Origin of the sequence: Ensifer sp. Root558, assembly GCF_001427045.1 — a bacterium.
Taxonomy (GTDB): domain Bacteria; phylum Pseudomonadota; class Alphaproteobacteria; order Rhizobiales; family Rhizobiaceae; genus Ensifer; species Ensifer adhaerens.
This window is the reverse complement of the sequence record NZ_LMGC01000012.1, coordinates 473,519-498,863: the sequence shown is the minus strand read 5'-3', so window position 1 is coordinate 498,863 and position 25,345 is coordinate 473,519. Positions and strand designations below refer to the sequence as shown.

Here is a 25,345-nt window from a genome sequence, read left to right as displayed (position 1 = left end):
TTATGCGCGAATCGTCGTCCTTCTGCGATGGACAATCGCCGATATTTACGGCAAGGCCACGACAGAAGATTACGGGGACAGACGGGCACCATGAGTTCCATCATCTACAAAATCGTTCCGGCATTGCTGTGGCAGGAAGCCAAGCGCAGCGGGCGCTTCGACGGCGCGCCGGTCGATCTCGCCGACGGTTACGTCCATTTTTCGACCGGTGAACAGGTGGTCGAGACGGCAGCGCGCTACTTCGAGGGACAGGAAGGCCTGCTTCTGGTCGCCGTCGACGGCGACGCACTTGGCGAAGAGCTGGTCTATGAACCCTCGCGCGGCGGCGCCCTCTTCCCACATCTCTATGCCCCCCTCTTCCTGTCGGCCGTTCTCTGGGAAAAGCCCCTGCCGCTCGGCGCCGACGGCGCGCATATCTTCCCGGAACTTGATGCATGAACCCGCTGACCAGCCTTGCCCGCCGCGGCCTTTTCCTCTTCGATCCGGAGGCCGCGCACGGCCTTTCGATCAAGGCGCTGAAGACCGGGCTCGTGCCGAACTGTCCCGCCAAGGCCGACAAGCGGCTTGCGCAGACAGTCGCTGGCATCGTTTTTCCGAACCCGATCGGCATGGCGGCCGGCTACGACAAGAATGCAGAGGTGCCGGAAGCACTGCTGAAGATCGGCTTCGGTTTCACCGAGATCGGCACCGTCACGCCGAAGCCGCAGGCAGGCAACGACAAGCCGCGCATTTTCCGCCTGGTCGAGGACGAAGCGGTGATCAATCGCCTCGGCTTCAACAATGAAGGCCATGGCGCAGCGCTGGCGCGGCTGAAGGCCTGTTCGCGCGATGCGCTGATCGGCGTCAATATCGGCGCCAACAAGGACAGCGCCGACCGCATCGCCGACTATGTCAGCGGCATCCATACGTTCTACTCGGTCGCCCGCTATTTCACCGCCAACATCTCCTCGCCGAACACGCCGGGTCTGCGCGACCTGCAGGCGCGCGAAAGTCTCGCCGCCCTGTTGTCGGCGGTGCTTGCCGCGCGCGACGAAGAGGCGCTGCGCAGCAATCGCCGTGTTCCCGTCTTCCTGAAGATCGCGCCCGATCTCACCGAAGAAGGCATGGACGATATCGCTGCCGAAGTGCTGGCACACAATCTCGACGGCCTGATCGTCTCCAACACGACGCTTTCGCGCGACGGCCTCAAGGATCAGGCCCAAGCGAAGGAGTCCGGTGGCCTCTCGGGCAAGCCACTGTTTGAAAAGTCGACGGCGGTGCTTGCCCGCATGCGCAAGCGTGTCGGCCCGAAGCTGCCGATCATCGGCGTTGGCGGTGTCAGCTCGGCCGAAACCGCGGCCGAAAAGATCCGCGCCGGCGCCGATCTGGTTCAGCTCTATTCCTGCATGGTCTATGAGGGCCCTGCCCTGCCGGACCGCATCGTACGTGGCCTCTCGGATCTCTGTGAGCGCGAGCGTCTCACCTCGATCCGCGATATCCGCGACAGCCGTCTCGACTACTGGGCCGGCAGGAACGTCTGACGCGCCTTCATCGGGATCCGCGACAAGAGGAACAGCCCGCGCATTAACAGGAACAGGTTGAGCCCCGCCCACAGGCCATGATTGCCGAAGGCGGGGACCAGCACGGCGAGCGCTGCGGCATAACCGACAAAGGCCGCCAGCATCATGTTGCGCATCTCGCGCGACCATGTGGCGCCGATGAAGACGCCGTCCATCAGGAAGGCGAGCGCGCCGGTCATCGCCGTCACTGCGGCCCAGGGCAGATATTCGTAAGCCGCCGCGCGAACATCCGGGGCCGTCGTCAGAAGATCGATGAGCCTGCCGCCGAACAGCAGGAAGGCAACGGTCGTCACCAGTGCAAGCCCCAGCGACCAGGCCGCCGTCAGCCGCAGCGCACGGTCGAAGGCCGGGCGGTAACCGGCGCCGATCGAGCGGCCGATGAGCTGTTCCGCCGCATTGGCAAGGCCGTCGAGATAGTAGCCGGCAACGAGGAAGATCGTCATTAGCACCGCATTGGCGGCAAGCGTCACAGGCCCGAAGGCGGTGCCGATGCGGGTCATCAGCGTGAAGGCGGCCAGAAGCAGGAACGAGCGGATCATGATGTCGCGGTTGAGGCCGAAAAGCGGCTTCAGCCGCTCGCGATCGAAGATCTCGGCCCAGCTTGGCGCATCCTTTCTGTCGAAACGGCCATAGACGATGGCAAATCCGGCGAGAGACCCGATCACCTCGCCGGTAACGGTCGCCAGCGCCACCCCCATAACACCCCAGCCGAACACCAGGCCGAGCAGGATCGACAGCACGATGTTGATGCCGTTGATCAGCGTCTGCAGCATCAACCCGATGGTGCCTTCGCCGCGGCCGAGCACGAAGCCAAGGATGGCGTAGTTGGCAAGCGCCGCCGGTGCCGAAAGGATGCGACAGAGAAAGTAGGTGCTGGTGACATCAGCCACTTCAGGCTCCGGTCCCATCAGCCAGAGGCCGCCGGACAAAAGCACCGGCGAAACGAGCAGGCTGATCGTGCCGCAAACGAGCGCGATGATCAGCGAGCGCCAGAACACCGCCTGCTGCTCGCGCCGGTCGCCGCGGCCATAGGCCTGGGCAACCAGGCCCGTGGTCGCTGCCCGCAGGAAGTTGAAGCTGGTGAAGATCAGGTCGAACAGGATGGCGCCGACGGCAAGGCCCGCCAGCAAGGTTGCCTGCCCCATGCGGCCGACAACGGCAGTATCGACGAGGCCAAGCAAAGGCGTCGTCAGAAAGCCGAGCGTCATCGGCAGCGCGATCGCCAGGATCAGCCGATGGGTGACATGGAACGGGCCGGCAGCGTCGCTCGGCGAGGCGGAAGAGGCGGTCATCGAACGGTCCGGGCGTGGTAGGTGAGAGATGACCGTTTTAGGGAATGAGCATGGGGGGATGCAAGCGCGTCGTGCAGCTCGGCGAAAACGTCCCAATGCGGCAAGAGCCGTTCACCCTAGCCCTCTCCCCCGCAAGCGGGGAGAGGGGACGTGGCGAACGCAACGTCACCCCCGGCATCGACCGAAGGAAAGTCCGGATATCAGTCACAGTGAATTGGAAGGGCGCGGCAAGCCTCCGTCTCCCCGCCTGCGGGGAGATTGTCCGGGCAGGGGGATGAGGGGCGCAGTTCCATACGAATGTGGACGCTATCAGCCCGAAAGTACCATCGCCCAGAACGGACGGTTGCCGGAGGCTGCGTTCTGCGCGACGGCAACGCCCAGGCCACGGTAATTGCCGAGCATGTTTTCGAGATGCTTGGGCGACCTGTACCAGGCGTCATAGGCGCGTTCGGCATCGTCCTGGCCCACGGCGATGTTTTCGGCGGCCGGAAGCGTCACGCCCTGGCCCTTCATGCGGTCGTAGAAACTGTCGTTCCAGCCGATCAGGTGCTGCATCTTGCCGGCCTTGGCCATGCGCGCCGCCTGGTTCATCGCAGCGACGGACGCCGCATGGTCGGCGACGAGCTCGGTCAGGCCCTTGCCCTTGCGCAGCTTGTTGACATAACCGAGGCTCGCTGCGGTCTGGTCGCTGCCGGTGCCGCTTTCGGGCATCAGCACCTTGGACGTCGTGCAGCCGGCAAGTGCGCCGAGCGAGAGGATGGCGGTCGCACGCAGCAGCCCGCGGCGTTCGATCAGAAGAAGGCGGTCCTGCATCGTCAACGCCGAAAGTTCAGGACGCGCAGGATGACGAAGGCCGGCACAACGATCACGGCGCCGAGCAGCAGATAGTCGCCGACCCGACCAAGCGCTGCAAAGCCGGTGTACCAGAGGTCGAGCAGGAAGTTGCGGACGGCGAAGTAGATATCGGTCGGATACCAGCCGAACATCCTCATCACGAAGCCGACGAGGATCGACACCACGATGAGCTTGACCAGCACACGCAGCGGCGAGTCACCCAAGAATCTGTTCATTCCGTCCGACATCAGCGAACTTCTCCTGTTTGTCTTCACATAAGCCGCGATCGGCAACGTCGCAAGTCACCGGCCCCGGCGGGCACGGCCCGCGCTTCCGATCGCGCCAGATTCCGCTTGTATTTTGCGGCATCCGGCGTCAGAAGCGCTAATCGCAACCAACATCTCACATTGATGACGCTCAACCAGCTCTCCTCCGGCGACCTGATCGCCGACCGCCGCGCCGACTACGCAAAAATGCTTGCCGAGGGCGGCGAGCCCGCAAGTGCGGCCGAACTCATGGCGCAAGCGCTGGAACAGGCACCCAACTGGGCAGCCGGCTGGTTTCGGCTCGCGGACTATGAAGAAAAATCTGGCCGGAAAGAGGCGGCGATCGAAGCGCTGAGGAAAACGCTGGCGCTCAGCCCCCAGGATATCTTCGGCGCCGGCCTCAAACTGGCTCTGCTTGGCGCTGCGGCCATGCCCGAACAGCCCCCGAGCCTCTATGTCGAGCGCCTCTTCGACGACTATGCCGATCGCTTCGACAAGGCCCTGGTGGAGAAACTCGGTTATACCGTGCCGCAGAAGCTCGCGGCGCTCATTCAAAGCCATATCGGGCAAAGCCACACGGGAGGCCTCATCTTCGAGCATGTGACGGATCTCGGGTGCGGCACCGGCCTCTTCGGCGAGCGCATCCGGGATCAGGCACAGTTCCTCGAAGGTTTCGACATCTCCATCAACATGCTCGCCAAGGCCGAGGCGAAATCCACCTACGATCGGCTGGCCCGCGCCGATCTCTCTCTTTCGCCGGAGGTTTCCGGCATCTTCGGCAACTTCGCCACCGCCCGAGCCGATCTCGTCAGCGCCGCCGACGTGCTCATGTATCTCGGCAATCTCGACAGTGTCTTCGACATCACCACGCGCCTGCTCACCCCTCAGGGCCATTTTGCGTTCTCGGTAGAAGACGCCGGCGATGGGGAGGAGTTCCTGCTGCGGCCGTCGCTGCGCTACGCTCACAGCGAGACCTATGTCCGCGGCCTCTGCGCAACGCATGGACTGGAGCTTGTGGCCATGGAGCACACGGTCATCCGCATGGATGCGGGAGAGCCAGTCTTCGGCATCCTGTTCCTGGCGCGCAAGCCTGCATAAAACGCAAGGCAGAGTCGCAAAAATAGGTCAGCATAACTGACATATTTTTCTTGATTGTTGTTGTGCATTGCAGCATTGCTCAAGCCATCGCAATCGAGGATTTGCCATGGCCCAGATCAGCAGCGTTTTCGGTCTCTGGAACACCAGTCCCACCCGGCACTCCGCCGTCGAGGACCTGCAGGGCATCTTTACCGGCAGCCTGATTGCGGCGCTCGGCCTCTATTTCCTCGCAAGCGCCGGCCTTTTGACCGGCAGCACGGCGGGCGTCGCCTTCCTCTTGCACTATGCCTTCGGCATCAATTTCGGCCTCGCCTTCTTCCTGCTCAACCTGCCGTTCTTCTATCTTTCGCTGAAGCGACTTGGCCCGGCCTTCACGGTCAAAACCTTCATCGCCATCGGCGTGACCTCGTTCCTGACAGACATCCAGTCGCGCCTCTTCCAGATCGGCACGATCCAGCCGGCCTGGGCGGCCCTGCTCGGCGGACTTCTGCTCGGCTACGGCCTGCTTGCGCTCTACCGCCACCGCGCCAGCCTCGGCGGCGTCGGTATTCTCGGCATCTATCTGCAGGAGCGCTTCGGCATTCGCGCCGGCCTCGTGCAGCTTGCGATCGACATGGTCGTGCTTGTCTTCGCCTTCGGCGTGACTTCGCCCACCGTCGTTGCCTGGTCGGTGCTCGGTGCTGTCGTCTTGAACCTGTTCGTGGCCATCAACCACCGCGCAGATCGTTACATCGCGCTCTAGAGCGCCGTGCGTTCATCTGAACGCGGATGCTCTAGGATGCAGAGCAGCTAGCCCCGAAGCGGACCTCGGGGCTAGCTGGAAGCTCCTCACGCGATATCAGGCGGCCTTGACCGGCTGATCGACCGGATGCTGCGAGCGCAGGCCGACAGCGACACGGTTCCAGACATTGATGACGCCGATCGCCATGGTGATCTTGGTGATTTCAGCCTCGCTGAAGTGCGCGCGCAGCGGCTCGAAATCCGCGTCGGGTGCGCCGGTCTGGGCAAGGTTGGTCAGCGATTCCGTCCACGCGAGCACGGCGCGCTCACGCGCGTCATAGATCGGCGATTCCCGCCAGGCGCAGATCAGGTGAATCCACTGCTCGCTCATACCGGTGTGGCGCGCCTCTTTCACATGCATGTCGATGCAATAGGCGCAGCCGTTGATCTGCGAGGCGCGCAGCTTGATCAGGTGGATCAGGCGCGGCTCCAGGCCGGATTCCTTGACGATGTAGCTGTCGAAGGCGGCCGCGGCCTTGTAGGCATCGGGAGCGGCTTGAACGAAGTTGAAACGCGGCTGCATGGTCTTCTCCTTGGGCTTAACGGGTTGATGGGGGTCAGGCGCTGGCGGACGATTTGCGCTCGTTGATCGCCAGAAAGGCTTCGGTTCGCGCCCATACGCTGCCGTCATCCTTGGCGTTGAGGTCATCCAGGATGCTGGCGATGGTCACGCGCCTGAGTTCGGTGCGGTAGGCCTGCTCGGCCTTCAGCATCGCGACATTGATGGTGCAGGGCGCGGTCGGCTTGCAGGCATAGGGATTGGGACCGCGCAGCCGGATCTCGTTGCACCGGAACGCCGGCTCCGGGCCTTCGACCGCAAGTACGATATCGAGCAAGGTAATCTTCTCCGGCGTCTTCGCGAGCCGGTAACCGCCCTTAGGACCCGGAACTGCCTCCAGCAGTCCGGCACCGGACATCGCCTGCAGGTGCTTCAAGAGATAGCTCGTAGAGACGCCATGGAACTCGGCAAGAGCGGCCGCCGACAGGGTGCTGCCGGGCTGAAGACAGCTCAGCATCGTCACGCTGTGAATGGCCTGCTCGACCCCGTCACCGAGTTTCATGGGCGGCTCCTTAATCGTGGATAATTTTTATCTATGATTAGACGGAGAGTCAATGCCTGTGATTGCACCCATCGGACAGGCTTCTCTTTTGGCGGATTTGATCTACCTTTGTTCTCCGTGAACAGGATCGATTCCAGAGAGCCGCAGGGCGATGCCCTGACCCTGCCCGCTCCCTTTCTGCGCTGGTTCGGCGAGAAGGGCTGGCGGCCGCGTGCGCACCAGCTGGAGCTGCTCGCCCGCGCCGAGGCCGGGGAAAGCACGCTGCTGATCGCTCCGACCGGCGCCGGCAAGACGCTCGCCGGCTTCCTGCCTTCGCTGGTCGATCTCACCCGGCGCGGCAAGATCCCGCCGGGCGCAGCCTTCGTCGGCATCCACACGCTCTACATCTCGCCTCTGAAGGCGCTCGCCGTCGATATCGAGCGCAACCTGATGAAACCGGTCGGCGAAATGGGACTGCCTGTGCGCGTCGAAAACCGTACCGGCGATACGCCGACCGCCAAGCGTCAGCGACAAAAACTCAATCCGCCCGACATTCTGCTGACGACGCCGGAGCAACTCGCGCTGCTGCTCGCCAACGGCGAGGCGCAACGCTTCTTCAAGGACCTGCGCTACGTCGTCTTTGACGAGCTGCATTCGCTCGTCACCTCCAAACGCGGCCATCTTCTCTCCCTCGGTCTGGCGCGGCTGCGCCGGCTGGCGCCCGGCCTGCAGACGATCGGCCTCTCGGCAACGGTCGCCGACCCGATGGATCTGCAGCGTTGGCTGGCGCCGCAAGAGCCGGACGCGCACAACCATGCCGGTCTCGTCCAGGTCCAGGGCGGGGCCAAGCCGCAGATCTCCATTCTGAAGACCGAGGAGCATGTGCCCTGGGCCGGGCACTCGGCACGCTACGCCATCGCCGATGTCTACGAAGCGATCAAGGAGCACGGCACAACCCTGCTCTTCGTCAACACCCGCAGCCAGGCGGAGCTGCTCTTCCAGGAGCTCTGGACGATCAACGACGACAACCTGCCGATCGCGCTGCATCACGGTTCGCTCGACGTCGCCCAGCGCCGCAAAGTCGAGGCGGCGATGGCGGAGAACCGCCTTCGGGCGGTCGTTGCGACCTCGACGCTCGACCTCGGCATCGACTGGGGCGATGTCGATCTCGTCGTGCATGTGGGCGCACCGAAGGGCGCGAGTCGCCTTGCCCAGCGCATCGGCCGCGCCAACCACCGCATGGACGAACCGTCGAAGGCGATCCTGGTGCCGGCCAACCGCTTCGAGGTGATGGAATGCCAGGCCGCACTCGACGCCAACTATATCGGCGCGCAGGACACGCCACCCGTCGGCAAGGGCGCTCTCGACGTGCTCGCCCAGCACGTGCTCGGCATGGCTTGCGCCGCGCCTTTCGATCCGCTCGCATTGTTCGATGAAATCACCACCGCCTCGCCTTATGCGACGCTCGCCTGGGAGACCTTCGAGCGCGTCATCGATTTCGTTGCGACCGGCGGCTATGCGCTGAAGACCTACGAGCGCTATGCCCGCATCCGCAAGACCAAGGACGGGCTCTATCGCGTCTCCAATCCGCTGGTGGCGCAACAGTACCGGCTGAACGTCGGAACCATCGTCGAATCGCCGATGCTGAACGTGCGTTTGGTCAAGCGCAACGCCCGCGGCTCGCTTGGCCGCGGCGGCATGCCGCTCGGCAAGGTCGAAGAGTACTTTCTCGAAATGCTCTCGCAGGGCGACACCTTCATGTTCTCCGGCAAGGTGCTGCGTTTCGAGGGCATCCGCGAAAACGAGTGCCTGGTCAGCCAGGCCTTTACCTTCGATCCCAAGGTGCCGAGCTATGCTGGCGGCAAGTTTCCGCTGTCGACCTATCTCGCCGAGCAGGTCCGCAGGATGCTTGCCGATCCGGCGCGCCGGGCAGCGCTGCCGGAACAGGTGCGCGACTGGCTGTCCTTGCAGAAGGACGTCTCGATGCTGCCGCGCGAGGACGAGCTTCTGATCGAGACCTTTCCGCGCGGCAGCCGCCATTACATGGTCATCTATGCCTTCGAAGGGCGGTTGGCGCACCAGACGCTCGGCATGCTGCTTACCCGCCGGCTCGATCGCGCCGGGCTGAAACCGCTCGGTTTCGTCGCCACCGATTACTCGCTGGCGGTCTGGGCGCTCGACGACCTCGGGGCCACCTTCGAGCTCAGGCGCGGCGCGCTTGCCGATCTCTTCGACGAGGACATGCTCGGCGACGACCTCGAAGCCTGGCTCAACGAATCCTTCCTGCTCAAACGGACCTTCCGCAACTGCGCCGTCATCGCCGGCCTCATCGACCAGCGCCATCCCGGCAAGGAAAAGACCGGCCGGCAGGTGACGGTCTCGGCAGACCTCATTTACGACGTATTGCACGCGCACGAGCCGGATCACCTGCTGCTCGAAGCGACCCGCAACGATGCGGCGACGGGGCTTTTGGACATCGCCCGCCTCGGGGATATGCTGAAGCGAATCAAGGGCCACATCACGCATCGACGGCTCGACCGGATCTCGCCGCTGGCGGTGCCCGTCATGCTGGAGATCGGCAAGGAAATGGTCCAGGGCGAAGCGCAGGACTTCCTGCTGTCGGAAGCCGCCGACGACCTGATCCACGAGGCGATGGGCGGTCTGGATGTGGATTGATAGGAAAATGGTTTCGAGAATGAGCAGTCTGTCGATATCGGCGGGTTACCCCCCTCTGGCCTGCCGGCCAGAGGGGGGTACTATCCTCGCAACACAATGTGCGAGACCGTGACCATGCACCGCCTCGCCCACGCCCTCTCGGCTCAGACGACTGCCCCCCTCCTCCATGCGCAGACAATCGTCAACGGCGTCATCGCGATCTGCGATCCGCTCGGTAGCCTCTACCTGCCGGAGACGGGCACGCTGGTCGTCTCCGACCTGCATCTGGAGAAAGGCTCCGCCTTTGCCCGCCGTGGCATGCTTTTGCCGCCTTACGATACGCTGGCGACGCTGCGTGTGCTTGAAGCGGCGATCGCGCGGCACGACCCGAAGTTCGTCATCAGCCTCGGCGACAACTTCGATGACCGCGTCGGTTCGGCGGCAATGCCCGATGATTTCCGGCACATGGTTGCCGCCATGGCGCATGGGCGCGAATGGGTCTGGATCAACGGCAACCACGACCCGGACGGCGCTTTCGGCCTGCCGGGCGCCTCGATGGACGAACTCGGCCATGCGGGCCTGACCTTCCGGCACGAGCCGAAGCGCGGCGATGCCGTCGGCGAGATCGCCGGGCACCTGCATCCGGCTGCAACGGTGGTAAGACGGGAAAGAGCGGTGCGCCGCGCTTGCTTTGCGACCGATGGCACGCGCATGCTGATGCCGGCTTTCGGGGTCACCACTGGCGGGCTCGATCTCAGGCACCGGGCGATGACCGGCCTCTTCGACCGCAGCAAGCTTGTCGCCCATATGCTCGGGCGCGACCGGATCTATTCGGTTCGCTTTGCCAATCTCATCGCCTGAAGAGGGCGGGGAAAACGGCGCGGCTCTCCCGCGCCGGGGATCCGCCGGTAATCAGAAGGCGTTGAAGGTCAGCGTCGTCAGCGAGCGCGAGATGCCCGGCACCGTGGCAATGTTGTCGTTGATGAACTTGCCGATGTCCTGGCCTTCTTCGATATAGACCTTGATGATCAGGTCGTAATCGCCGCTCGTCGAATACATCTCCGAAACGATCTCCTTGCGGTAGATCTCGTCGGCAACCTCGTAGGTCTTGCCGGGAGCGCACTGCAACTGGACAAAAATCGGTTTCATCGAGCTTCCTCTGTTTTTTATTTGCCATGGCATGCGCTGATGAAACGCATTCGGCATGCCTTTCCATAGCGCTCCGGCGCGCAAAAGGAAACGTCGGCGAAGATCGCCCGTCACTATTCCTTGCGGAAGATCACGCTGGCGCCCCAGCCGGTGATGACGGCGAGCAGCACGGCCATGAGGCCATAGAGCAGCGGCTGCTGGTGTGCCGCCTGGGTGATGAACTGTTCCAGGCCGGTCTTGACGACACGCAGCGGCAGCGCCTTGGCGGCGACGAAGACGCCGTCACGGAAGAGATAGGCGCGAACCACATGCACGCCGTTCGGCACGTTGGCCGGCAAGCGCACCGAGGCCTTGAAGAGGCTGGAGCTGATGAACTGCACGCCGCCGGGATCGCGCTCGTAGACGCCGCTGGTCTCGCGGATGCGGCGGAAGGCGTTGCGGAATTCGCCGAGATTGCTGCCGTCACCCACGAAGCCGAGCGGCACCAGCCGCATGTGGTCGACGCCGATGCCCATGTTGCCCATCTCGCCGGGCGGCGCGATCGTCTCGATATCGCGCGTCGACGACAGCGAATAGGATTCAGGCACTAGCTCGAAGGTCATGGAGCTGGTGTTCACCCAGATGCCGAAGACGCGCTCCTTCTTACGCACCGTCGCGTTGTCCTTGGGCCCTTCGAGGCTGACGACGATGTTGTAGCGCCCCTGGGCCAGCAGGCCCTGATCGAAGCCGTCGACGGCGCCGAAGATCGTCAGGTCGGCGCCGCGGAAATCGGAAGTGATGGCGATCTCGTCGGTGGAGATGCCGATCTCCAGCTTCTCGGTGAAGTCGGCATTCTCGTCCTGGATGGCTGCCTGCGCCGGGGCGGCGAAAGCCAGAACAAGGAGAGCGAGAGCTGTGCGGGCGAGGCGGATCATCAGAAACCGAACCCCGCGGATACGACCGAATAGACGTCCTTCGGCGGAATGATGAGCTCGATTGCCAGACGGATGCCGACGGCAAGAACAAGCAAGGCCAGCAATGCGCGCAGCTGTTCGCCGCGCAGCTTCTGGCCGACGCGTACGCCGTATTGGGCACCGATGACACCGGCGATCATCAGTACGAAGGCGAGCACGATATCGACGGTGTAGTTGGTCGAAGCCTGGACGATGACCGTGTAGGCCGAAACGAAGATGATCTGGAACAGCGACGTGCCGACGACGACGTTAGTCGGGATGCGCAGGAGATAGATCATCGCCGGCACCATGATGAAGCCGCCGCCGACACCCATGACCGAGGTCAGGATGCCGATGCAGAAGCCGAGGGCGACAACCGGGATGACGCTCAGGTAGATCTTCGATTTCTTGAAGCGCATCTTCAAGGGCAGGCCATGCACCCAGTTGTGCTGGCCAGGGCGACGCAAGGTCGTCTGCTGGTTCTTGGCCGCCTTGCGCATGGCGACGACGCTCTCCCAAAGCATCAGGCCGCCAACGGTGCCGAGCAGCACGACGTAAAGCAGCGAGATCACCAGGTCGAGCTGGCCGAGGCGACGCAGCAGCGAGAACAGCCAGACGCCGACGGTCGCGCCGGCAAGACCACCGCATAAGAGCACCGTGCCGAGCTTGATGTCTATCGTGCCACGCCGGAAATGCGTGATCGCCCCCGAAATCGACGAGGCCACCACCTGGTTGGCACCGGTCGCTACCGCTACGACGGGAGGAATATTGTAGAAGATCAGGAGCGGGGTGATCAGGAACCCGCCACCGACGCCGAACATGCCGGACAGAAAGCCGACTGCGGCGCCCATACCGAGAATGATGAGTATGTTCACCGACAACTCTGCGATGGGCAGATAAATCGACACGCCGGGACCTCGATATGCCAACGGCCCGCGATGCGGGCGAACCAGTCAGTGTGGCAATCAAATCACCACGATTGAGGGAATATTCGAAGGGCCGGCACCTCTCCCGAGGGCGAGGCGGCCTCCGTCATGCACTCCTGCAGCGTTGCGCTTCCGCCAGGACGTGCCAAGGCCACGAATCGGACCTTGATTGCTGCATCGGTTCTTCCTTAGCCCGATTCCGATTAAGGAATTATGCAGCAGCCCGAGATTTCAACCTTTTCAGCCACATGGCGGATGGCTGCGCCACCCGCAACCCGTGTCGCTCGGCTCTGCGGCTTTATTACGGCGCAAGACCCAAGGGTCAGGAATTGCGTTTCAGCAATTCCTTGACCAGCTGCTCGGTGATTTCGCCCGTCGGCTCCTGGCCGACCGACTTCTGGAAGGCCTTGATGGCGGCGACGGTCTTCTTGCCCATCTGCCCATCCGCCTTGCCAGCGTCAAAGCCGTTGTTGTTGAGGATCGCCTGAATGTTGCGGACCGCCTTGCTCATGTCGACGCTGGCGGTCTTGTTGGCCGGGCCAACCCAGGCATCCGGAACGTCGACGCTGTTTGCCTTGGCGTCGACCGGTTCAACCTTCCAGGCTTCCGCCTTGGCCTTGGCGCTTTCGAGCTGCTCCGGCTTCATCGCCTTGGCAACTTCGTCGCGCTTGGCGCCGGCATCGAGATCGCCTTCGCGGGCAGCCGCCGAGAACCACTTGTAGGATTCCGTCAGGTCCTGCGGCACGCCGTTGCCACGGGCATAGAGAACCGCAAGGTTGAACTGGCTGTCGCGGATGCCGAGCTCGGCCGCCTTCGCAAACCACTTCGTTGCCTCGTTGAAGTCAGGCGCGCCATCGCGGCCGCTTGCCAGCATCACCGCGAGGTTGTGCATGGCGCTGGCGTTGCCCTGGCCAGCGGAAGCGATATAAAGCGCCTTCGCCTTCGCCGCGTCGCGCGTCACGCCGGTGCCCTTCTCGTAAAGGGTCGCGAGGCGGTACTGTGCCGGCACGACACCGGCATCGGCGGCGCGCTGATACCATTTGGCGGCTTCAGCCATGTTTTCCTGAACACCACGGCCCTCGGTGAAGCGCACGGCGATTTCGTAGAAGGCGAGCGGGTCGCCGCCCTTGGCCGCGGTCACCAGCGCGACCGGACCGAAACCTTCCGGCAACACGACGTCGGTGGGCACAGCGGCAGCAGCTGTCGTCGCCGGGGTCATCGCGGCGCCATCGACCGGCGCGCTGGCGAGCGAAGCGTTCGCCACCGGCGTCGCTACGGCCGGAGCCGGCTGGAACTCGGTGACCGGCGTCTTCGTTTCGGCGACCGGCGCAAGCATCGGCGCCTTGTCTTCGGGCGTTGCAAAGGTGGTCGTCGGCATGGTCGTTGCCGTCACCGCGATCGAGGCCTCGGGAGGCTTCACGGGCGTTTCGACGGAATCGAGCGGTGTCGCAACGGCCGTCTCAGACGCGGTAACCGGTGCTTCCTGCGCCGCGACGGTCGTGCCCTGCACCAGGTGGTCGTCGGCGGCCTTGAACTCGGCTGCCTGCGGAGTGACCGTCTGCTCGATGACCGCGACCGGTTCGACCGGCATCTCGTCCTTGTTTAGCATCGAGCTGACCAGCGGGTAAGACATGATCGCCAAAAGAACGGCGCCGACGGCCATGAGGATCGGCCGGCGATGGCGGGCGAAGGCGCCGCCGATGCCGGACGTCGCGGCCTTGTCGCCGGTCTTGTTGAGGGTGTCGGTCTCTTCGACGGCAAGCTGGGCGGCGCGGCGGGCGGCGGCGATGAAGTCCGATTTGTCGCCATCGGCCGGTTGGATGCCTGCCTTGTTCATCTGCCCGGCGCGCACGCGTTCCAGGATCTTCTTCACGTCGGGAACGCCGGAGCCCGGCTCGAGCAGCTGGTTCGCTTCTTCCGGCGCGAGCATTTCGGAGGGATCGATCGACGGGGTCGGCTCTACGAGCTTGCGTGCCTGTTCCGGCGCCGGTTCCGAGCGCTTGCCGGAAAAGCGCCGGGTGAGGCCGGCGAGCAGGCCGGTGCGGGCGGCGGCAGCCGGCTCGCGCTCTTCTTCGAGCTCGACGGTCGAAATCTGCGCATCGTCGGCAAGGGCTGTTGCCGGTTCGGCGGGTTGAACCGCGACGGCCTGGTCCTCTGCCTGGAGGGCACGGACATTGCGCTGCAGGTCGTCGTAGCGATCATCAAGATCGCCGCCACCGAAGGGGTCGTGGAACTCCGGCTGTGCGGCGCGCGGCATCTGAGCCGCTTCGCGCACCACCGCCATGGCAGGCTGCGCCGCCATTGCCGGCTCGCGGTTTTCGATGCGCTCCAGCTTGTCGGCAATGTGGACGAGCGTTTCGTGCAGCGCCTCGAAGGTGCGCGCAGTCCGCTCTTCGCTGGAGCGGCTCAAGTCCTCAAGCGTCCTCAAGTCTTCGGCAAGCGCCGAGATCGCTGCCAGATCGCCACCGGCGGAGGCCTGCGAAGGGCCGTTCTTGGAATAGGCTTCCATCACAGCTTCGGCGGCCTGGCGCGCGGCTTCCACGATGTACTCGTCGCTGGTCGAGAAATAGTCCTCGAGCGCGGTCATGCGGCTTTCGTAGTCGACGGGCATGGCGCTTTGGGCGACGTCCGCCCGCGGCTGGCTGACCAGCGTCGACAGGTTGGCAATCTGGGCTTCAAGGTTCTGAAGTGCCGCGCGGTCGTCGAACGGCGCGGCGTAGGTCTCTTCCAGACGCTGCGCGATACCGACCAGGCGATCTTCCAGCCGGTCGAAACGCGGATCGGAAGCGGGCTGGGCGCCATGGGTGTCAAGCTCGTCGATCCGGCGGGCGAGATAGTCCAGCCGTTCGGCGAGCGCGTCGTTGACGCTGCCCTGGTCGAGAGCTTCGATCTTGCGGGAAATGTCCGACAGGTAATCGTTGAGGTCTGACTGCGCGGTCCTGCTGCTGCGCTCCATCATCAGCGACAGCTGGTCCAGCCGCTCTTCCAAGCGGGCAGCCGCCTTTTCACCGGCGAGATCCTCGACCCGGACGGTCAAGGCTTCGAGGCGCGCACCGAGCCCACCGTCGTTCGGGCGCGACAGGCTGTCGATCTGGCGGGAGAGATCGCCAAGCCGGCTTTCCAGGCGATTGACAAAGCTGGAATCCAGCCCGGACGTCGTGCGAGTGTTGGCCGCGATGGCGCGGCTGATTTCGTCGAGACGGCTGTCGAGATCGGCAAACTGCGAGACGAGGCGGCGATCGTCCGGCTGGATCTGGCGACCGAGCATTTCGATCGCCTGGGCGACGGCGATCAGCTTGTCTTCCAGCGCGTCGACGGCGGAGCTTCCCTGGAGCGAGCCGATCTGCAACTTGATTTCGTCCAGGCGATAGGCGAGCGCGACCAGTTCGTCGTCGCGGTTCTGATCAAAGGCGATCAACCGGTCTTCGACACCGCTCCAGCGGTTTTCCATCCGGCGCATGCTGTCTTCGCGCGCGAGACCGTCGATCATCGCGCGCAGGTCGTCAAAATCGCCGCGCAGCGCATCGGCCTGGGCGGGCGATGCCTGGCGGCCGAGATGCTGGATGCTATCGGCAAGGCGCTGCATGTCGCCGCGCACGTCTTCGGCAAAGCTGTGATCCTGCGCCTGCGCCTTGATGCCGCGAATTTCGGTGCGCAGCGAATTCATCTCGCGCGTCAGGCCGTCAGTGATGTCGCGCTTCAGGTCCTGGCGCAAACCGACAAGCGCTTCGGCGATATCGTTGACCGCGGAGGCGGGCCGCGGAGGTTGGCTGTGAAGCGGTTGCTGGCGCGGCTCTTCGACGTAACGATCGGAGACGGGGCGTTCGGGGGCATAACGTTCCGGCTCGCGCTGCGGCATCCGGTCGCGAAGCGTCGGGCGCTCGCGCGAGGTGCTGAGGCTGCGCTGGCGCTGCATGATTTCGGCGACGGCATCGCGGGGCGAGGCCGTTTCCCGCACGGGTTCGCGGGCGGGCTGGCGCTCGGGCGGCCTTGGCGCCGGGTCGCGGGCCGTGCCGCTCATCAGGCCTTCGATCCGCGCCTCCAATCCTTCGATGGTGCGGTTCAAGGCGTCGAGCGACGGCCGCTCGCTATAGGACTGGCTGCCTGCGCGCTGAGGATTTGATCGCAATCCGCTCATGTTGTTCTTCGCCCCTGTCGTCGGCCATCTCGAAAGTCGTCACGGAAGAAAACTGCTTTCTTCACCCCTGTGGCGCTTCCGACGCGGGCAAAACTACAACGATGCGACGCCAGGACAGGTTGCAGCTTTGACCATCTCAACACGCACCTTTCACGAAACGTGGTAAACAAGCGGTTAACCTGCGGATGATTTTTTAACGATTTGGCAGGATCGTGCGAAGTTGAGGCGCCGCGGTGCCGCCGACCTCCCCCACACACCACCAAACTGCACGACACGCAATTTTTGACGTTTACGCAAACGTCAAAATTTTGTAGCATCCGGCCAACGATGCGAGACCGCCCTGGAGCATCCCGCTGTCCCGTGGAAGCACGGGAGGGAGACGATGCCCTGGAATCAATGAGGATGGCGGCGCATCCGGCATCCTGCAACCGGGCGTCGACGACGAGAGACGGCAGCCCGAAGCACCAAAGGCGAGGAAAGAATGCCCATCTACAAGGCTCCGGTCGACGATACCCTCTTCATCCTGAACGACGTGCTCGGCATCGAGCGCTACAACAACCTGCCCGGATTTGCCGATGCGACGCCCGACATGATCGAAGCGATCGTCGGCGAAGCTGCCAAGCTTGCCGAAGAAGCCCTGTTTCCGGTCAACCTTTCCGGCGACCAGGAAGGCTGCAAGCGTCGCGACGACGGTTCGGTCAGCGTGCCGAAGGGCTTCAAGGAAGCCTTCGACCTCTACCGCGAAGGCGGCTGGCTTGGCCTTGCCGTGCCCGAAGAATTCGGTGGCCAGGGCCTGCCCTATACGCTGCACACCGCCGTCGGCGAATACATGTCGTCGGCCAACATGGCACTGACCATGTATCCGGGCCTCACCCAGGGCGCGATCGCCGCGATCCTCGTGCATGGCACGGACGAGCAGAAGCAGGCCTACCTGCCGAAGATGGTTGCCGGCACCTGGACCGGAACGATGAATCTCACCGAGCCGCATTGCGGGACGGACCTCGGCCTCCTGCGCACGAAGGCAGTGCCCACCGGCAACGGCGCCTACAAGATCTCCGGCCAGAAGATCTTCATCTCTGCCGGCGAACACGACATGTCGGACAACATCATCCATCTGGTGCTCGCCCGCATTGAGGGCGCGCCCGAGGGTGTGAAGGGCATTTCACTGTTCATCGTACCGAAGTTCAAGCTTGATGCCGCCGGCGAGCCGGGCGAACGCAACGGTGTTTCTTGCGGCGCGATCGAACACAAGATGGGCATCCACGGCAACTCGACCTGCGTCATGAACTATGACGAGGCCGAGGGCTATCTCATCGGCACGGAGAACAAGGGCCTCAACGCCATGTTCGTGATGATGAACGAGGCGCGCCTCGGCGTCGGCCTGCAGGGTCTCTCGATTGCTGAAATCGCCTACCAGAATGCCGCCAACTATGCGCGCGACCGCATCCAGGGCCGTTCGCTCTCCGGCCCGAAGGCGCCGGACAAGAAGGCCGACCCGATCATCGTGCATCCGGACGTGCGCCGCACCCTGATGACGATCAAGGCCTTCAACGAAGCCGGCCGCGCCTTCACGCTCTGGACCGCGCTCAAGTCCGACATCGCCCACCGCTCCGACAATGATGCCGACCGCCAGACGGCCGACGACGTCCTCGGCCTGATGACGCCGATCCTGAAGGGCGTACTTACCGACAAGGGCTTCGACCATGCCGTCATGGCGCAGCAGATGTTCGGCGGTCACGGCTACATCGAAGAACACGGCATGAGCCAGTATGTCCGCGATGCCCGCATAGCGATGATCTATGAAGGCGCCAACGGCATCCAGGCGCTCGACCTCGTCGGCCGCAAGCTAGGCCTCAACGGCGGCCGCGCCGTCATGGCGCTGTTCAAGGAGATCGGCGATTTCTGCGAGGAAAACCGCAGCAACGAAAAGCTCGCCGCCTATACCAAGGCGCTGAAGAAAGGCCTCAACGACCTGCAGGCGGCCACCATGTGGTTCATGCAGAACGCGATGGCCAAGCCCGACAATGCCGGCGCCGGCTCGACCGACTACATGCACCTCTTCGGTCTCGTCGTCCTTGGTTACATGTGGGCGAAGATCGCCAAGACCGCCGAGGAAAAGCTTGCCTCTGGCGAAACGGCGCGCGCAGACTATCTGAAGAACAAGCTGATCACCGCGACCTTCTTCATGGAAAGGATCCTGCCGGAAACGGCCCTGCGCAAGGCCCGCATCGAAACCGGCGCCGACACGCTGATGGCGCTCGATGCGGCCGCTTTCTAATCCCGCCGCGGGTTCGATCTAAAATGTTTTGACGGGCAGCACCTGACGGTGCTGCCGAAAGGGAGATGAGACATGACGAAAGTCTTCGTTTACGACCACGTGCGCACACCGCGCGGCCGTGGCAAGAAGGACGGATCGCTGCACGAAGTGCCGTCTGTTCGCCTGGCAGCCAAGATGCTGGAAGCGGTGCGTGACCGCAACGACCTCGACACCTCGACCGTGGACGACATCATCATGGGTTGCGTCGATCCTGTGATGGACGCAGGCGCGGTGATCCCGAAAGCTGCCGCCTTCGAAGCCGGTTATTCGACCCGTGCGCCTGGCATGCAGATTTCACGCTTCTGCGCCTCCGGCCTCGACGCCGTCAACTTTGGCGCAGCCAAGATCGCCCAAGGCGCCGACGACATCGTGATTGCCGGCGGCGTTGAATCGATGTCGCGCGTCGGCCTCGGCATGTCGGGCGGCGCCTGGTTCATGGACCCCTCGGTCAACTTGCCGGCCTTCTTCATGCCGCAGGGCGTTTCGGCCGACCTGATCGCCACCAAGTACGGTTTTAGCCGCGACGACGTCGACGCCTATGCGGTCGAAAGCCAGAAGCGTGCGGCGCACGCCTGGGAACAGGGCTACTTCAAGAAGTCCGTCGTGCCCTTCAAGGACCAGAACGGCCTGACCATCCTCGACCGCGACGAGCACATGCGTCCGGGCACCGACATGCAGGCGCTCGCTTCGCTCAACCCGTCCTTCCAGATGCCGGGCGAAATGGGCGGCTTCGAAGCCGTCGGCATCCAGGCGCATCCTGAAATTGAGAAGATCAACTACGTGCACCACGCCGGCAACTCTTCGGGCATCGTCGATGGCGCTGCTGCCGTGTTGCTCGGCTCCAAGGCCGGCGGCGAAAGCATGGGCCTGAAGCCCCGCGCCCGCATCCGCGCCTTCGCCAACATCGGCTCCGACCCGGCACTGATGCTGACCGGCCCGGTCGACGTCACCGAAAAGCTTCTGAAGCGCGCCGACATGAAGCTGTCGGACATCGACCTCTTCGAGCTCAACGAAGCCTTCGCGGCCGTCGTGCTGCGCTACATGCAGGCCTTCGACATCCCGCACGACAAGATCAACGTCAACGGCGGCGCGATCGCCATGGGCCATCCGCTCGGCGCAACCGGCGCGATGATCCTCGGCACCGTGCTCGACGAACTGGAGCGCCGCGATCTCAACACCGCGCTCGTCACGCTCTGCATCGGCGCCGGCATGGGCACGGCCACGATCATCGAAAGGGTCTGACCATGGACGTGATGCGCCGCACCCTTGTCGGAGTGATGGGCCTGGGGCTGCTTGCAGCCGCGGGCTGCGTCTCCGACGAGGAGGAAGGCGGCGACAGCTTCACGCTCACCGGTGCGATCTCCAATGTCGCGAGCGGCCCGGTTCCGGCCGGCACCGTCACGATCCGGCTCGAAGAGCAGGGCGTGATGGACGTGGCCGCCAAACTGATCGCCGAGACTTCGGTCGTCAGCGACGGCAAGGCCACCCGCGTGCCCTTCGTGCTGCAGGTGCCGAAGCCCGAACTCGACAAGGCTGTCGACGCGGGCTTCACCATTCGCGTCGAGCGCGACGGCCGGCTGATCGCCACCAACACCAGCAAGCAACGTTACAGCGGCGGATCGAACGTCTCGCTGCAGATCGAACCCATTCTCTACTGAGGGGGAGAACCATGACGAATTACACCAATTTCAAGATCGAGACCGACGCTGACGGCATCGCGCTCGTCACCTGGGACATGCCTGAGAAGTCGATGAACGTCTTCACTCAGGAGGTGATGGAAGAGCTCAACGCCATCGTCGACCAGACCACGGCCGACGCAGCGGTCAAGGGCGTCGTCTTTACGTCCGGCAAGTCGAGCTTCTCCGGCGGCGCCGACCTTTCCATGATCAAGTCGATGTTCACCTTCCAGCAGGAAGAAAAGAAGAAGGATCCGGATAACGCCGCCCAGAAGCTCTTCGACCTCGTTGGCCGCATGACCGGGCTCTTCCGCAAGCTCGAAACCTCGGGCAAGCCATGGGTATCGGCGATCAACGGCACCTGCATGGGCGGCGCCTTCGAGCTTTCGCTCGCCTGCCACGGCCGTGTCGCGTCGAATTCCAAGTCGGTCATGATCGCGCTGCCGGAAGTCAAGGTCGGCATTTTCCCGGGCGCCGGCGGCACCCAGCGCGTGCCGCGCCTGACCAATGCGCAGGATGCGCTGCAGATGATGACGACAGGCTCGTCGCTGACGGCAGCCCGCGCCAAGGCGCTTGGCCTGGTGCATGAAGTCGTCGATGCCGACAAGCTGGTCGACGCGGCCAAGGCGATGATCAAGAACGGCCTGAAGCCGGTCCAGCCGTGGGACGAAAAGGGCTACAAGGTTCCAGGCGGCGGCATCTGGACGCCGGCTTCGGCCCAGCTCTGGCCGGCCGCTTCCGGCATCCTGCGCCGCGAGACCTACGGCAACTATCCGGGCGCCGTCGCGATCCTGAAGTGCGTCTATGAAGGCCTGCAGGTACCGTTCGACACGGCGCTCAAGATCGAGCAGCGCTACTTCACCGAGATCCTTCAAACGACCGAAGCCTTCTCGATGATCCGCTCGCTGTTCGTCTCGATGCAGGAACTCGGCAAGGGCGCCCGTCGTCCGGCCGGCGTGCCGAAGTCCGAATTCAAGCATGTCGGCGTCGTCGGCGCCGGCTTCATGGGCGCCTCGATCGCCTATGTGACGGCTGCTGCCGGCATTGCGGTGACGCTGATCGACCGCGACATGGAAGCGGCCGAAAAGGGCAAGGCGCATTCGGAAGGCCTGGTCAAGGATTCGATCGGCAAGGGCCGCCTGACCAAGGAAGAGGGCGAGGCGCTGCTTGCCCGTATCACCCCTTCGGCCGACTACAATGACCTGAAGACCGCCGGCCTCGTCGTCGAAGCGGTGTTCGAGGATCGCCAGGTCAAGAAGGACGTGATCGAGAAGGTGGAAGCGGTGATTGCCGAAGACGCGATCTTTGCCTCCAACACCTCGACGCTGCCGATCACCGGTCTTGCCAAGAACTCCAAGCGCCCGGGCCAGTTCATCGGCGTCCACTTCTTCTCACCAGTCGAGAAGATGATGCTGACGGAAGTGATCCTCGGTAAGGAGAGCGGCGACAGGGCGCTCGCCGTGGCACTCGACTATGTCGCGGCGATCAAGAAGACGCCGATCGTCGTCAACGACACCCGCGGCTTCTACGTCAACCGTTGCGTCTTCCGCTACATCCACGAAGCCTATGACATGCTGATCGAAGGCGTACCGCCGGCGATGATCGAAAATGCCGCCAAGATGGCCGGCATGCCGGTCGGCCCGCTGTCGCTCAACGACGAAGTGGCGATCGACCTCAGCCAGAAGATCCTCAAGGCCACCGTCGCCGACCTCGGCGAAAAGGCCGTCGATCCCAAGCACCTGGCGCTGATCAACAAGATGGTCGACGATCTCGACCGTCGCGGTCGCAAGAACGGCAAGGGCTTCTACGAGTATCCGGCCAAGCCCGCCAAGAAGTATCTGTGGCCGGAGCTGAAAACCCTCTATCCGCAGAAGAACGCCGACAAGATCGATGTTGAGGTGCTGAAGCAGCGGTTCCTGGCGACGATCGCGCTCGAAGCGGCCCGCACCATGGAAGAAGGCATCGTCACCGATCCGCGCGAAGCAGACGTCGGCTCGATCCTCGGTTTCGGCTTTGCTCCCTACACCGGCGGCACGCTCTCCTACATCGACGGCATGGGCGTGAAGGCCTTCGTCACGATGTGCGAGACGCTCGCCAAGGATTATGGCAACCACTTCAAGCCGACGGCACTCCTCAAGGAAATGGCCGAACGCGGCGAGACCTTCTACGGCCGCTTCGACCCCTACGGCGAGAAGAAACAGGCGGCGTAAGGTTCGCTGAATAGCATTGGAAGCAGGCCCCCTCGAGGGCCTGTTTTCGTTTGAGCCCGGCCTGCTCGAGGCCCTTGCCGGCTTAGCGCCCACCCGGCCGCCATCACTCTGTTACGGTTGTGGTGCTAGGCCTGCGCGGATTGAACCACACTCCATGACGAAGCCATGACCAAAGCCGCCCTCCGCCCCGCCGTCCCCGACGACGAACCCTATCTGCGCTGGCTGGAAGAAGCCTGTATGCGCAACTATGCGATCGCGCTTTGGGGCAGCTGGCGGCCTCGGCTGGCGGATGCACTCATCCTCGGCGAGTATCGCATCATCGCCGTGGGGCACGAGGATGTCGGCTGCGTATCGGTCACGCGGCGCGAGGACCATTTCTGGGTGAACAAGCTTTACGTCGCGCCCGGTCACCAGAAGTGCGGCTACGGTGCGATCGCGCTTCGCCAAGTGCTCGGTGAAGCAAGGGCGATCGGCCTGCCCGTGCAGCTCAGCGTGCTGACGACCAATCCGGCGGTGGCGTTCTACCGCCGCGAAGGTCTTGTGATCTATGAAGAAACTCCCGAGCGACGTTTCATGACGTCCGGCGTGCGTTAAGCTTATCAGCATCTTCTGATTGACGCTCTTCGCGCGCAGGCGCATCCTCCGCGAGGTCAGAGGGGGACACGCCATGAGCGAGCCTGATCTCTATCTTCTTGGGCGCGCCGGGCCCGAAGAAGAACGCCTGAAACGACAGATTGCCAATCTCGCCCCTGATTCCGACCAGCAGCTCGAACGGGTCGGAATCCGGCCGGGCGAACGCGTCGTCGATCTTGGCTGCGGCCCCGGTGGGGTTCTGCACCTACTTGGCAAACGCGTCGGGCCAAACGGATCGGTGCTCGGCATCGAACGCGATCCGAATTTTGTCGAACTCGCCCGCCGTTTCGTTGCCGGCCATGCGCTCCCCCAGGTGGATGTGCGCGAGGGCGATGCCTATGCGACAGGCCTGCCGCGCCGTTCCTTCGACGGCGCTCATATGCGGCTGGTGCTCGTCAACGTGCCGCGGCCAGAGCTGATCGTGCTCGAAATGGTGTCATTGGTACGGCCGGGTGGCTGGATCGCGAGCTTCGAGGCCGATTTCCTCGGACATATCTGCGATCCGCCGCTTGCCGCCTGGGACCGGCTGCTTGCCGCCTATGTCGCCTATTCCGCCGCCAGAGGCATCGACCTCAATATCGGTCGCCGGCTGCATCGTCTGTTCCGGAACGCCGGTATCGAGGCGATATCCGTCGACGCGGTCGAGCATGTCTATCCGCCGGGTCACGACCGCCGGCCGATCCTTCGGGATTTCATCGACAATGTCCGCGGCGGGCTTGTCGCCGAAGGCTTCATCGGCCAGGCCGAACTCGATGCCGATCTGGAAGCACTCGACCAGCATCTTGCCGACCCAAACGTGCTCGTGACCTCACACATGTTCTTCAGGCTGACCGGCCGTGTTCCCGAGGCGCTCGTCATCAAAGCATGACGACGATTTCCGTCCGTCCCGTATCTCTAAGCGGCGGCACCGGCGCGCCGATGCGCCAGTCGTTCGCCGACGATGATCAGCAGGCCGGCCGCAAAGATCAGCCCGGCGCCGGCAAAGACGTTCATGGCCGGAACGTCGCCCCAGATCAGGAAGCCGAGTCCGAAGGCCCAGACGAGCGAGGTATATTCGAACGGCGCGATCACCGAGATCGGTGCCCGGCGCATACCCTCGAACAACGCGTACTGGGCGATGCCGGCGATGACGCCGGTTCCGGCCATCAGCGCGACGTCGAAGAGCGCAGGCGGCGTCCAGAAAAAGCCGACGGCAAGCCCGGTCATGCCGATGAAAAAGACGTTGGAGATCGTCATCTGCACCAGGGTCGTTTCCTGAAGTGCCGTCTTGCGCAGCATGACAGTGCCGATCGCCCAGAAGACGGCGGCGATAAGCGCCAGGAAAACCGGCAGCGACAGTTTCATGCCGGTGCCGAGCGGATCGCAGGCGATGAGCACGCCAACGAAGCCGATGAACACAGCGAACCAGCGGATCGGCGGCACGTCCTCCTTCAGGATCGGTACAGCAAGCAGCGTCACGATGATTGGCGCGGCGTAGTAAAGGGTGGTCATCTCCGCCAGGCCGAGGTCGCGCGCCGCGTTGAAATAGGAAAGCCAGGCAGCGAGCAGCAAAAGATTGCGCACGAAGAGCGGTTTGATCACCGGCGACGAGATGGCGCTGCGCACCAGCTTGCCGCGACCGATCACAAGGCAGAGCAAGAGAATGGTGATGCTGCGGGTAAACAGGATCTGCCAGACCGAGTAGCCGACGACCAGCCATTTGACCGACGCATCCTGCAGCGAAAACAGGAAATAGGAAAACGTCGTCATGACGATGCCTGACAGGACGGTCTTGTTCATGGGAGCCTCGATCACGCCGGCGGGAGGAGAAGCGGCGGAGCCCGTCTGATAGCGCGGCCGC

General features: G+C 63.7%; 22 protein-coding genes. 12 read left to right on the top strand and 10 right to left on the bottom strand.

Annotation, left to right across the window (positions count from 1 at the left end):
- Positions 1-90: 90 nt before the first annotated feature.
- The gene (locus tag ASD63_RS15765; RefSeq protein WP_034797103.1) at positions 91-438 is read left to right on the top strand and encodes a DUF952 domain-containing protein; all 348 of its coding nucleotides are present in this window, start codon (positions 91-93) and stop codon (positions 436-438) included.
- The gene (locus ASD63_RS15760) at positions 435-1,520 is read left to right on the top strand and encodes a quinone-dependent dihydroorotate dehydrogenase (RefSeq protein ID WP_034797105.1); all 1,086 of its coding nucleotides are present in this window, start codon (positions 435-437) and stop codon (positions 1,518-1,520) included. The genes ASD63_RS15765 and ASD63_RS15760 overlap by 4 nt, the downstream gene beginning before the upstream one ends.
- On the opposite strand, the gene ASD63_RS15755 is transcribed toward ASD63_RS15760, so the two are convergent.
- The 3 genes from ASD63_RS15755 to ASD63_RS15745 form a co-directional block, all read right to left on the bottom strand.
- A complete protein-coding gene (locus ASD63_RS15755) occupies positions 1,496-2,851 on the bottom strand; it encodes an MATE family efflux transporter (RefSeq protein ID WP_034797107.1) in 1,356 nt (451 codons plus the stop codon). The genes ASD63_RS15760 and ASD63_RS15755 overlap by 25 nt on opposite strands.
- 309 nt (positions 2,852-3,160) lie before the next feature.
- The gene (locus tag ASD63_RS15750; protein ID WP_034797109.1) at positions 3,161-3,664 is read right to left on the bottom strand and encodes a CAP domain-containing protein; all 504 of its coding nucleotides are present in this window, start codon (positions 3,662-3,664) and stop codon (positions 3,161-3,163) included.
- Between the two features lie 2 nt (positions 3,665-3,666).
- Positions 3,667-3,933, bottom strand: coding sequence for a DUF6460 domain-containing protein (locus ASD63_RS15745; protein ID WP_034797119.1), 267 nt, complete (start codon positions 3,931-3,933; stop codon positions 3,667-3,669).
- 162 nt (positions 3,934-4,095) lie between these two features.
- On the opposite strand from ASD63_RS15745, the gene ASD63_RS15740 reads away from it, so the two are divergent.
- Together ASD63_RS15740 and ASD63_RS15735 are read left to right on the top strand one after the other, a co-directional pair.
- Positions 4,096-5,049: a methyltransferase gene (locus ASD63_RS15740; RefSeq protein WP_060529513.1), complete on the top strand. Its 954-nt coding sequence runs from the start codon at positions 4,096-4,098 to the stop codon at positions 5,047-5,049.
- Between the two features lie 106 nt (positions 5,050-5,155).
- Positions 5,156-5,791, top strand: a complete 636-nt coding sequence (locus ASD63_RS15735; protein ID WP_034797123.1) for a YitT family protein — start codon at positions 5,156-5,158, stop codon at positions 5,789-5,791.
- A 96-nt stretch (positions 5,792-5,887) separates the two neighbouring features.
- Here the strand turns inward: ASD63_RS15735 and ASD63_RS15730 are convergent, their stop codons facing one another.
- Together ASD63_RS15730 and ASD63_RS15725 are read right to left on the bottom strand one after the other, a co-directional pair.
- On the bottom strand, positions 5,888-6,352 hold the full coding sequence (locus ASD63_RS15730; RefSeq protein ID WP_034797125.1) for a carboxymuconolactone decarboxylase family protein: 465 nt from the start codon (positions 6,350-6,352) through the stop codon (positions 5,888-5,890).
- Between the two features lie 34 nt (positions 6,353-6,386).
- The gene (locus ASD63_RS15725) at positions 6,387-6,890 is read right to left on the bottom strand and encodes an Rrf2 family transcriptional regulator (RefSeq protein WP_034797127.1); all 504 of its coding nucleotides are present in this window, start codon (positions 6,888-6,890) and stop codon (positions 6,387-6,389) included.
- 108 nt (positions 6,891-6,998) lie between these two features.
- Between ASD63_RS15725 and ASD63_RS15720 the strand changes: the two genes are divergently transcribed.
- Together ASD63_RS15720 and pdeM are read left to right on the top strand one after the other, a co-directional pair.
- Positions 6,999-9,545 carry a ligase-associated DNA damage response DEXH box helicase gene (locus ASD63_RS15720; protein WP_034797128.1) on the top strand — a complete coding sequence of 849 codons (2,547 nt, stop codon included), beginning with the start codon at positions 6,999-7,001 and terminating at the stop codon, positions 9,543-9,545.
- A 114-nt stretch (positions 9,546-9,659) separates the two neighbouring features.
- Positions 9,660-10,385: a ligase-associated DNA damage response endonuclease PdeM gene (gene pdeM, locus ASD63_RS15715; RefSeq protein ID WP_034797601.1), complete on the top strand. Its 726-nt coding sequence runs from the start codon at positions 9,660-9,662 to the stop codon at positions 10,383-10,385.
- 51 nt (positions 10,386-10,436) lie between these two features.
- Here pdeM and ASD63_RS15710 read toward each other — a convergent pair whose 3' ends face one another.
- The 4 genes from ASD63_RS15710 to ASD63_RS15695 all read right to left on the bottom strand — a co-directional run bounded on the left by ASD63_RS15710 (position 10,437) and on the right by ASD63_RS15695 (position 16,669).
- Entirely contained in the window at positions 10,437-10,673 is a 237-nt protein-coding gene (locus ASD63_RS15710) for an Lrp/AsnC ligand binding domain-containing protein (RefSeq protein WP_034797129.1), read from the bottom strand.
- A gap of 113 nt (positions 10,674-10,786) precedes the next feature.
- Positions 10,787-11,587, bottom strand: coding sequence for a TIGR02186 family protein (locus ASD63_RS15705; RefSeq protein ID WP_060522335.1), 801 nt, complete (start codon positions 11,585-11,587; stop codon positions 10,787-10,789).
- Positions 11,587-12,513, bottom strand: coding sequence for a sulfite exporter TauE/SafE family protein (locus tag ASD63_RS15700; protein WP_034797131.1), 927 nt, complete (start codon positions 12,511-12,513; stop codon positions 11,587-11,589). Before ASD63_RS15700 ends, ASD63_RS15705 begins: the two co-directional genes overlap by 1 nt.
- Before the next feature lie 340 nt (positions 12,514-12,853).
- Entirely contained in the window at positions 12,854-16,669 is a 3,816-nt protein-coding gene (locus ASD63_RS15695; RefSeq protein WP_034797132.1) for a peptidoglycan-binding protein, read from the bottom strand.
- Positions 16,670-17,150: 481 nt separating this feature from the next.
- Between ASD63_RS15695 and ASD63_RS15690 the strand changes: the two genes are divergently transcribed.
- The 6 genes from ASD63_RS15690 to ASD63_RS15665 all read left to right on the top strand — a co-directional run bounded on the left by ASD63_RS15690 (position 17,151) and on the right by ASD63_RS15665 (position 24,373).
- Positions 17,151-18,947, top strand: coding sequence for an acyl-CoA dehydrogenase C-terminal domain-containing protein (locus ASD63_RS15690; protein ID WP_034797133.1), 1,797 nt, complete (start codon positions 17,151-17,153; stop codon positions 18,945-18,947).
- A 72-nt stretch (positions 18,948-19,019) separates the two neighbouring features.
- The gene (locus ASD63_RS15685) at positions 19,020-20,228 is read left to right on the top strand and encodes an acetyl-CoA C-acetyltransferase (RefSeq protein ID WP_034797134.1); all 1,209 of its coding nucleotides are present in this window, start codon (positions 19,020-19,022) and stop codon (positions 20,226-20,228) included.
- A gap of 2 nt (positions 20,229-20,230) precedes the next feature.
- The gene (locus ASD63_RS15680; protein ID WP_034797135.1) at positions 20,231-20,644 is read left to right on the top strand and encodes a YbaY family lipoprotein; all 414 of its coding nucleotides are present in this window, start codon (positions 20,231-20,233) and stop codon (positions 20,642-20,644) included.
- 11 nt (positions 20,645-20,655) lie between these two features.
- A complete protein-coding gene (locus tag ASD63_RS15675) occupies positions 20,656-22,872 on the top strand; it encodes an FAD-dependent oxidoreductase (RefSeq protein WP_060529512.1) in 2,217 nt (738 codons plus the stop codon).
- Between the two features lie 165 nt (positions 22,873-23,037).
- On the top strand, positions 23,038-23,466 hold the full coding sequence (locus tag ASD63_RS15670) for a GNAT family N-acetyltransferase (protein WP_034797137.1): 429 nt from the start codon (positions 23,038-23,040) through the stop codon (positions 23,464-23,466).
- Between the two features lie 73 nt (positions 23,467-23,539).
- Positions 23,540-24,373, top strand: coding sequence for a methyltransferase domain-containing protein (locus tag ASD63_RS15665; protein ID WP_034797138.1), 834 nt, complete (start codon positions 23,540-23,542; stop codon positions 24,371-24,373).
- A 26-nt stretch (positions 24,374-24,399) separates the two neighbouring features.
- Here the strand turns inward: ASD63_RS15665 and ASD63_RS15660 are convergent, their stop codons facing one another.
- Positions 24,400-25,284 carry a DMT family transporter gene (locus ASD63_RS15660; protein ID WP_034797139.1) on the bottom strand — a complete coding sequence of 295 codons (885 nt, stop codon included), beginning with the start codon at positions 25,282-25,284 and terminating at the stop codon, positions 24,400-24,402.
- Positions 25,285-25,345: the final 61 nt, after the last annotated feature.

Coding starts and splice junctions, on each gene's coding strand:
- ASD63_RS15765 (WP_034797103.1), top strand. CDS start 91: ATGAGTTCCATCATCTACAAAATCGTTCCGGCATTGCTGTGGCAGGAA.
- ASD63_RS15760 (WP_034797105.1), top strand. CDS start 435: ATGAACCCGCTGACCAGCCTTGCCCGCCGCGGCCTTTTCCTCTTCGAT.
- ASD63_RS15755 (WP_034797107.1), bottom strand. CDS start 2,851: ATGACCGCCTCTTCCGCCTCGCCGAGCGACGCTGCCGGCCCGTTCCAT.
- ASD63_RS15750 (WP_034797109.1), bottom strand. CDS start 3,664: ATGCAGGACCGCCTTCTTCTGATCGAACGCCGCGGGCTGCTGCGTGCG.
- ASD63_RS15745 (WP_034797119.1), bottom strand. CDS start 3,933: ATGTCGGACGGAATGAACAGATTCTTGGGTGACTCGCCGCTGCGTGTG.
- ASD63_RS15740 (WP_060529513.1), top strand. CDS start 4,096: ATGACGCTCAACCAGCTCTCCTCCGGCGACCTGATCGCCGACCGCCGC.
- ASD63_RS15735 (WP_034797123.1), top strand. CDS start 5,156: ATGGCCCAGATCAGCAGCGTTTTCGGTCTCTGGAACACCAGTCCCACC.
- ASD63_RS15730 (WP_034797125.1), bottom strand. CDS start 6,352: ATGCAGCCGCGTTTCAACTTCGTTCAAGCCGCTCCCGATGCCTACAAG.
- ASD63_RS15725 (WP_034797127.1), bottom strand. CDS start 6,890: ATGAAACTCGGTGACGGGGTCGAGCAGGCCATTCACAGCGTGACGATG.
- pdeM (WP_034797601.1), top strand. CDS start 9,660: ATGCACCGCCTCGCCCACGCCCTCTCGGCTCAGACGACTGCCCCCCTC.
- ASD63_RS15710 (WP_034797129.1), bottom strand. CDS start 10,673: ATGAAACCGATTTTTGTCCAGTTGCAGTGCGCTCCCGGCAAGACCTAC.
- ASD63_RS15705 (WP_060522335.1), bottom strand. CDS start 11,587: ATGATCCGCCTCGCCCGCACAGCTCTCGCTCTCCTTGTTCTGGCTTTC.
- ASD63_RS15695 (WP_034797132.1), bottom strand. CDS start 16,669: ATGAGCGGATTGCGATCAAATCCTCAGCGCGCAGGCAGCCAGTCCTAT.
- ASD63_RS15690 (WP_034797133.1), top strand. CDS start 17,151: ATGCCCATCTACAAGGCTCCGGTCGACGATACCCTCTTCATCCTGAAC.
- ASD63_RS15685 (WP_034797134.1), top strand. CDS start 19,020: ATGACGAAAGTCTTCGTTTACGACCACGTGCGCACACCGCGCGGCCGT.
- ASD63_RS15680 (WP_034797135.1), top strand. CDS start 20,231: ATGGACGTGATGCGCCGCACCCTTGTCGGAGTGATGGGCCTGGGGCTG.
- ASD63_RS15675 (WP_060529512.1), top strand. CDS start 20,656: ATGACGAATTACACCAATTTCAAGATCGAGACCGACGCTGACGGCATC.
- ASD63_RS15670 (WP_034797137.1), top strand. CDS start 23,038: ATGACCAAAGCCGCCCTCCGCCCCGCCGTCCCCGACGACGAACCCTAT.
- ASD63_RS15665 (WP_034797138.1), top strand. CDS start 23,540: ATGAGCGAGCCTGATCTCTATCTTCTTGGGCGCGCCGGGCCCGAAGAA.
- ASD63_RS15660 (WP_034797139.1), bottom strand. CDS start 25,284: ATGAACAAGACCGTCCTGTCAGGCATCGTCATGACGACGTTTTCCTAT.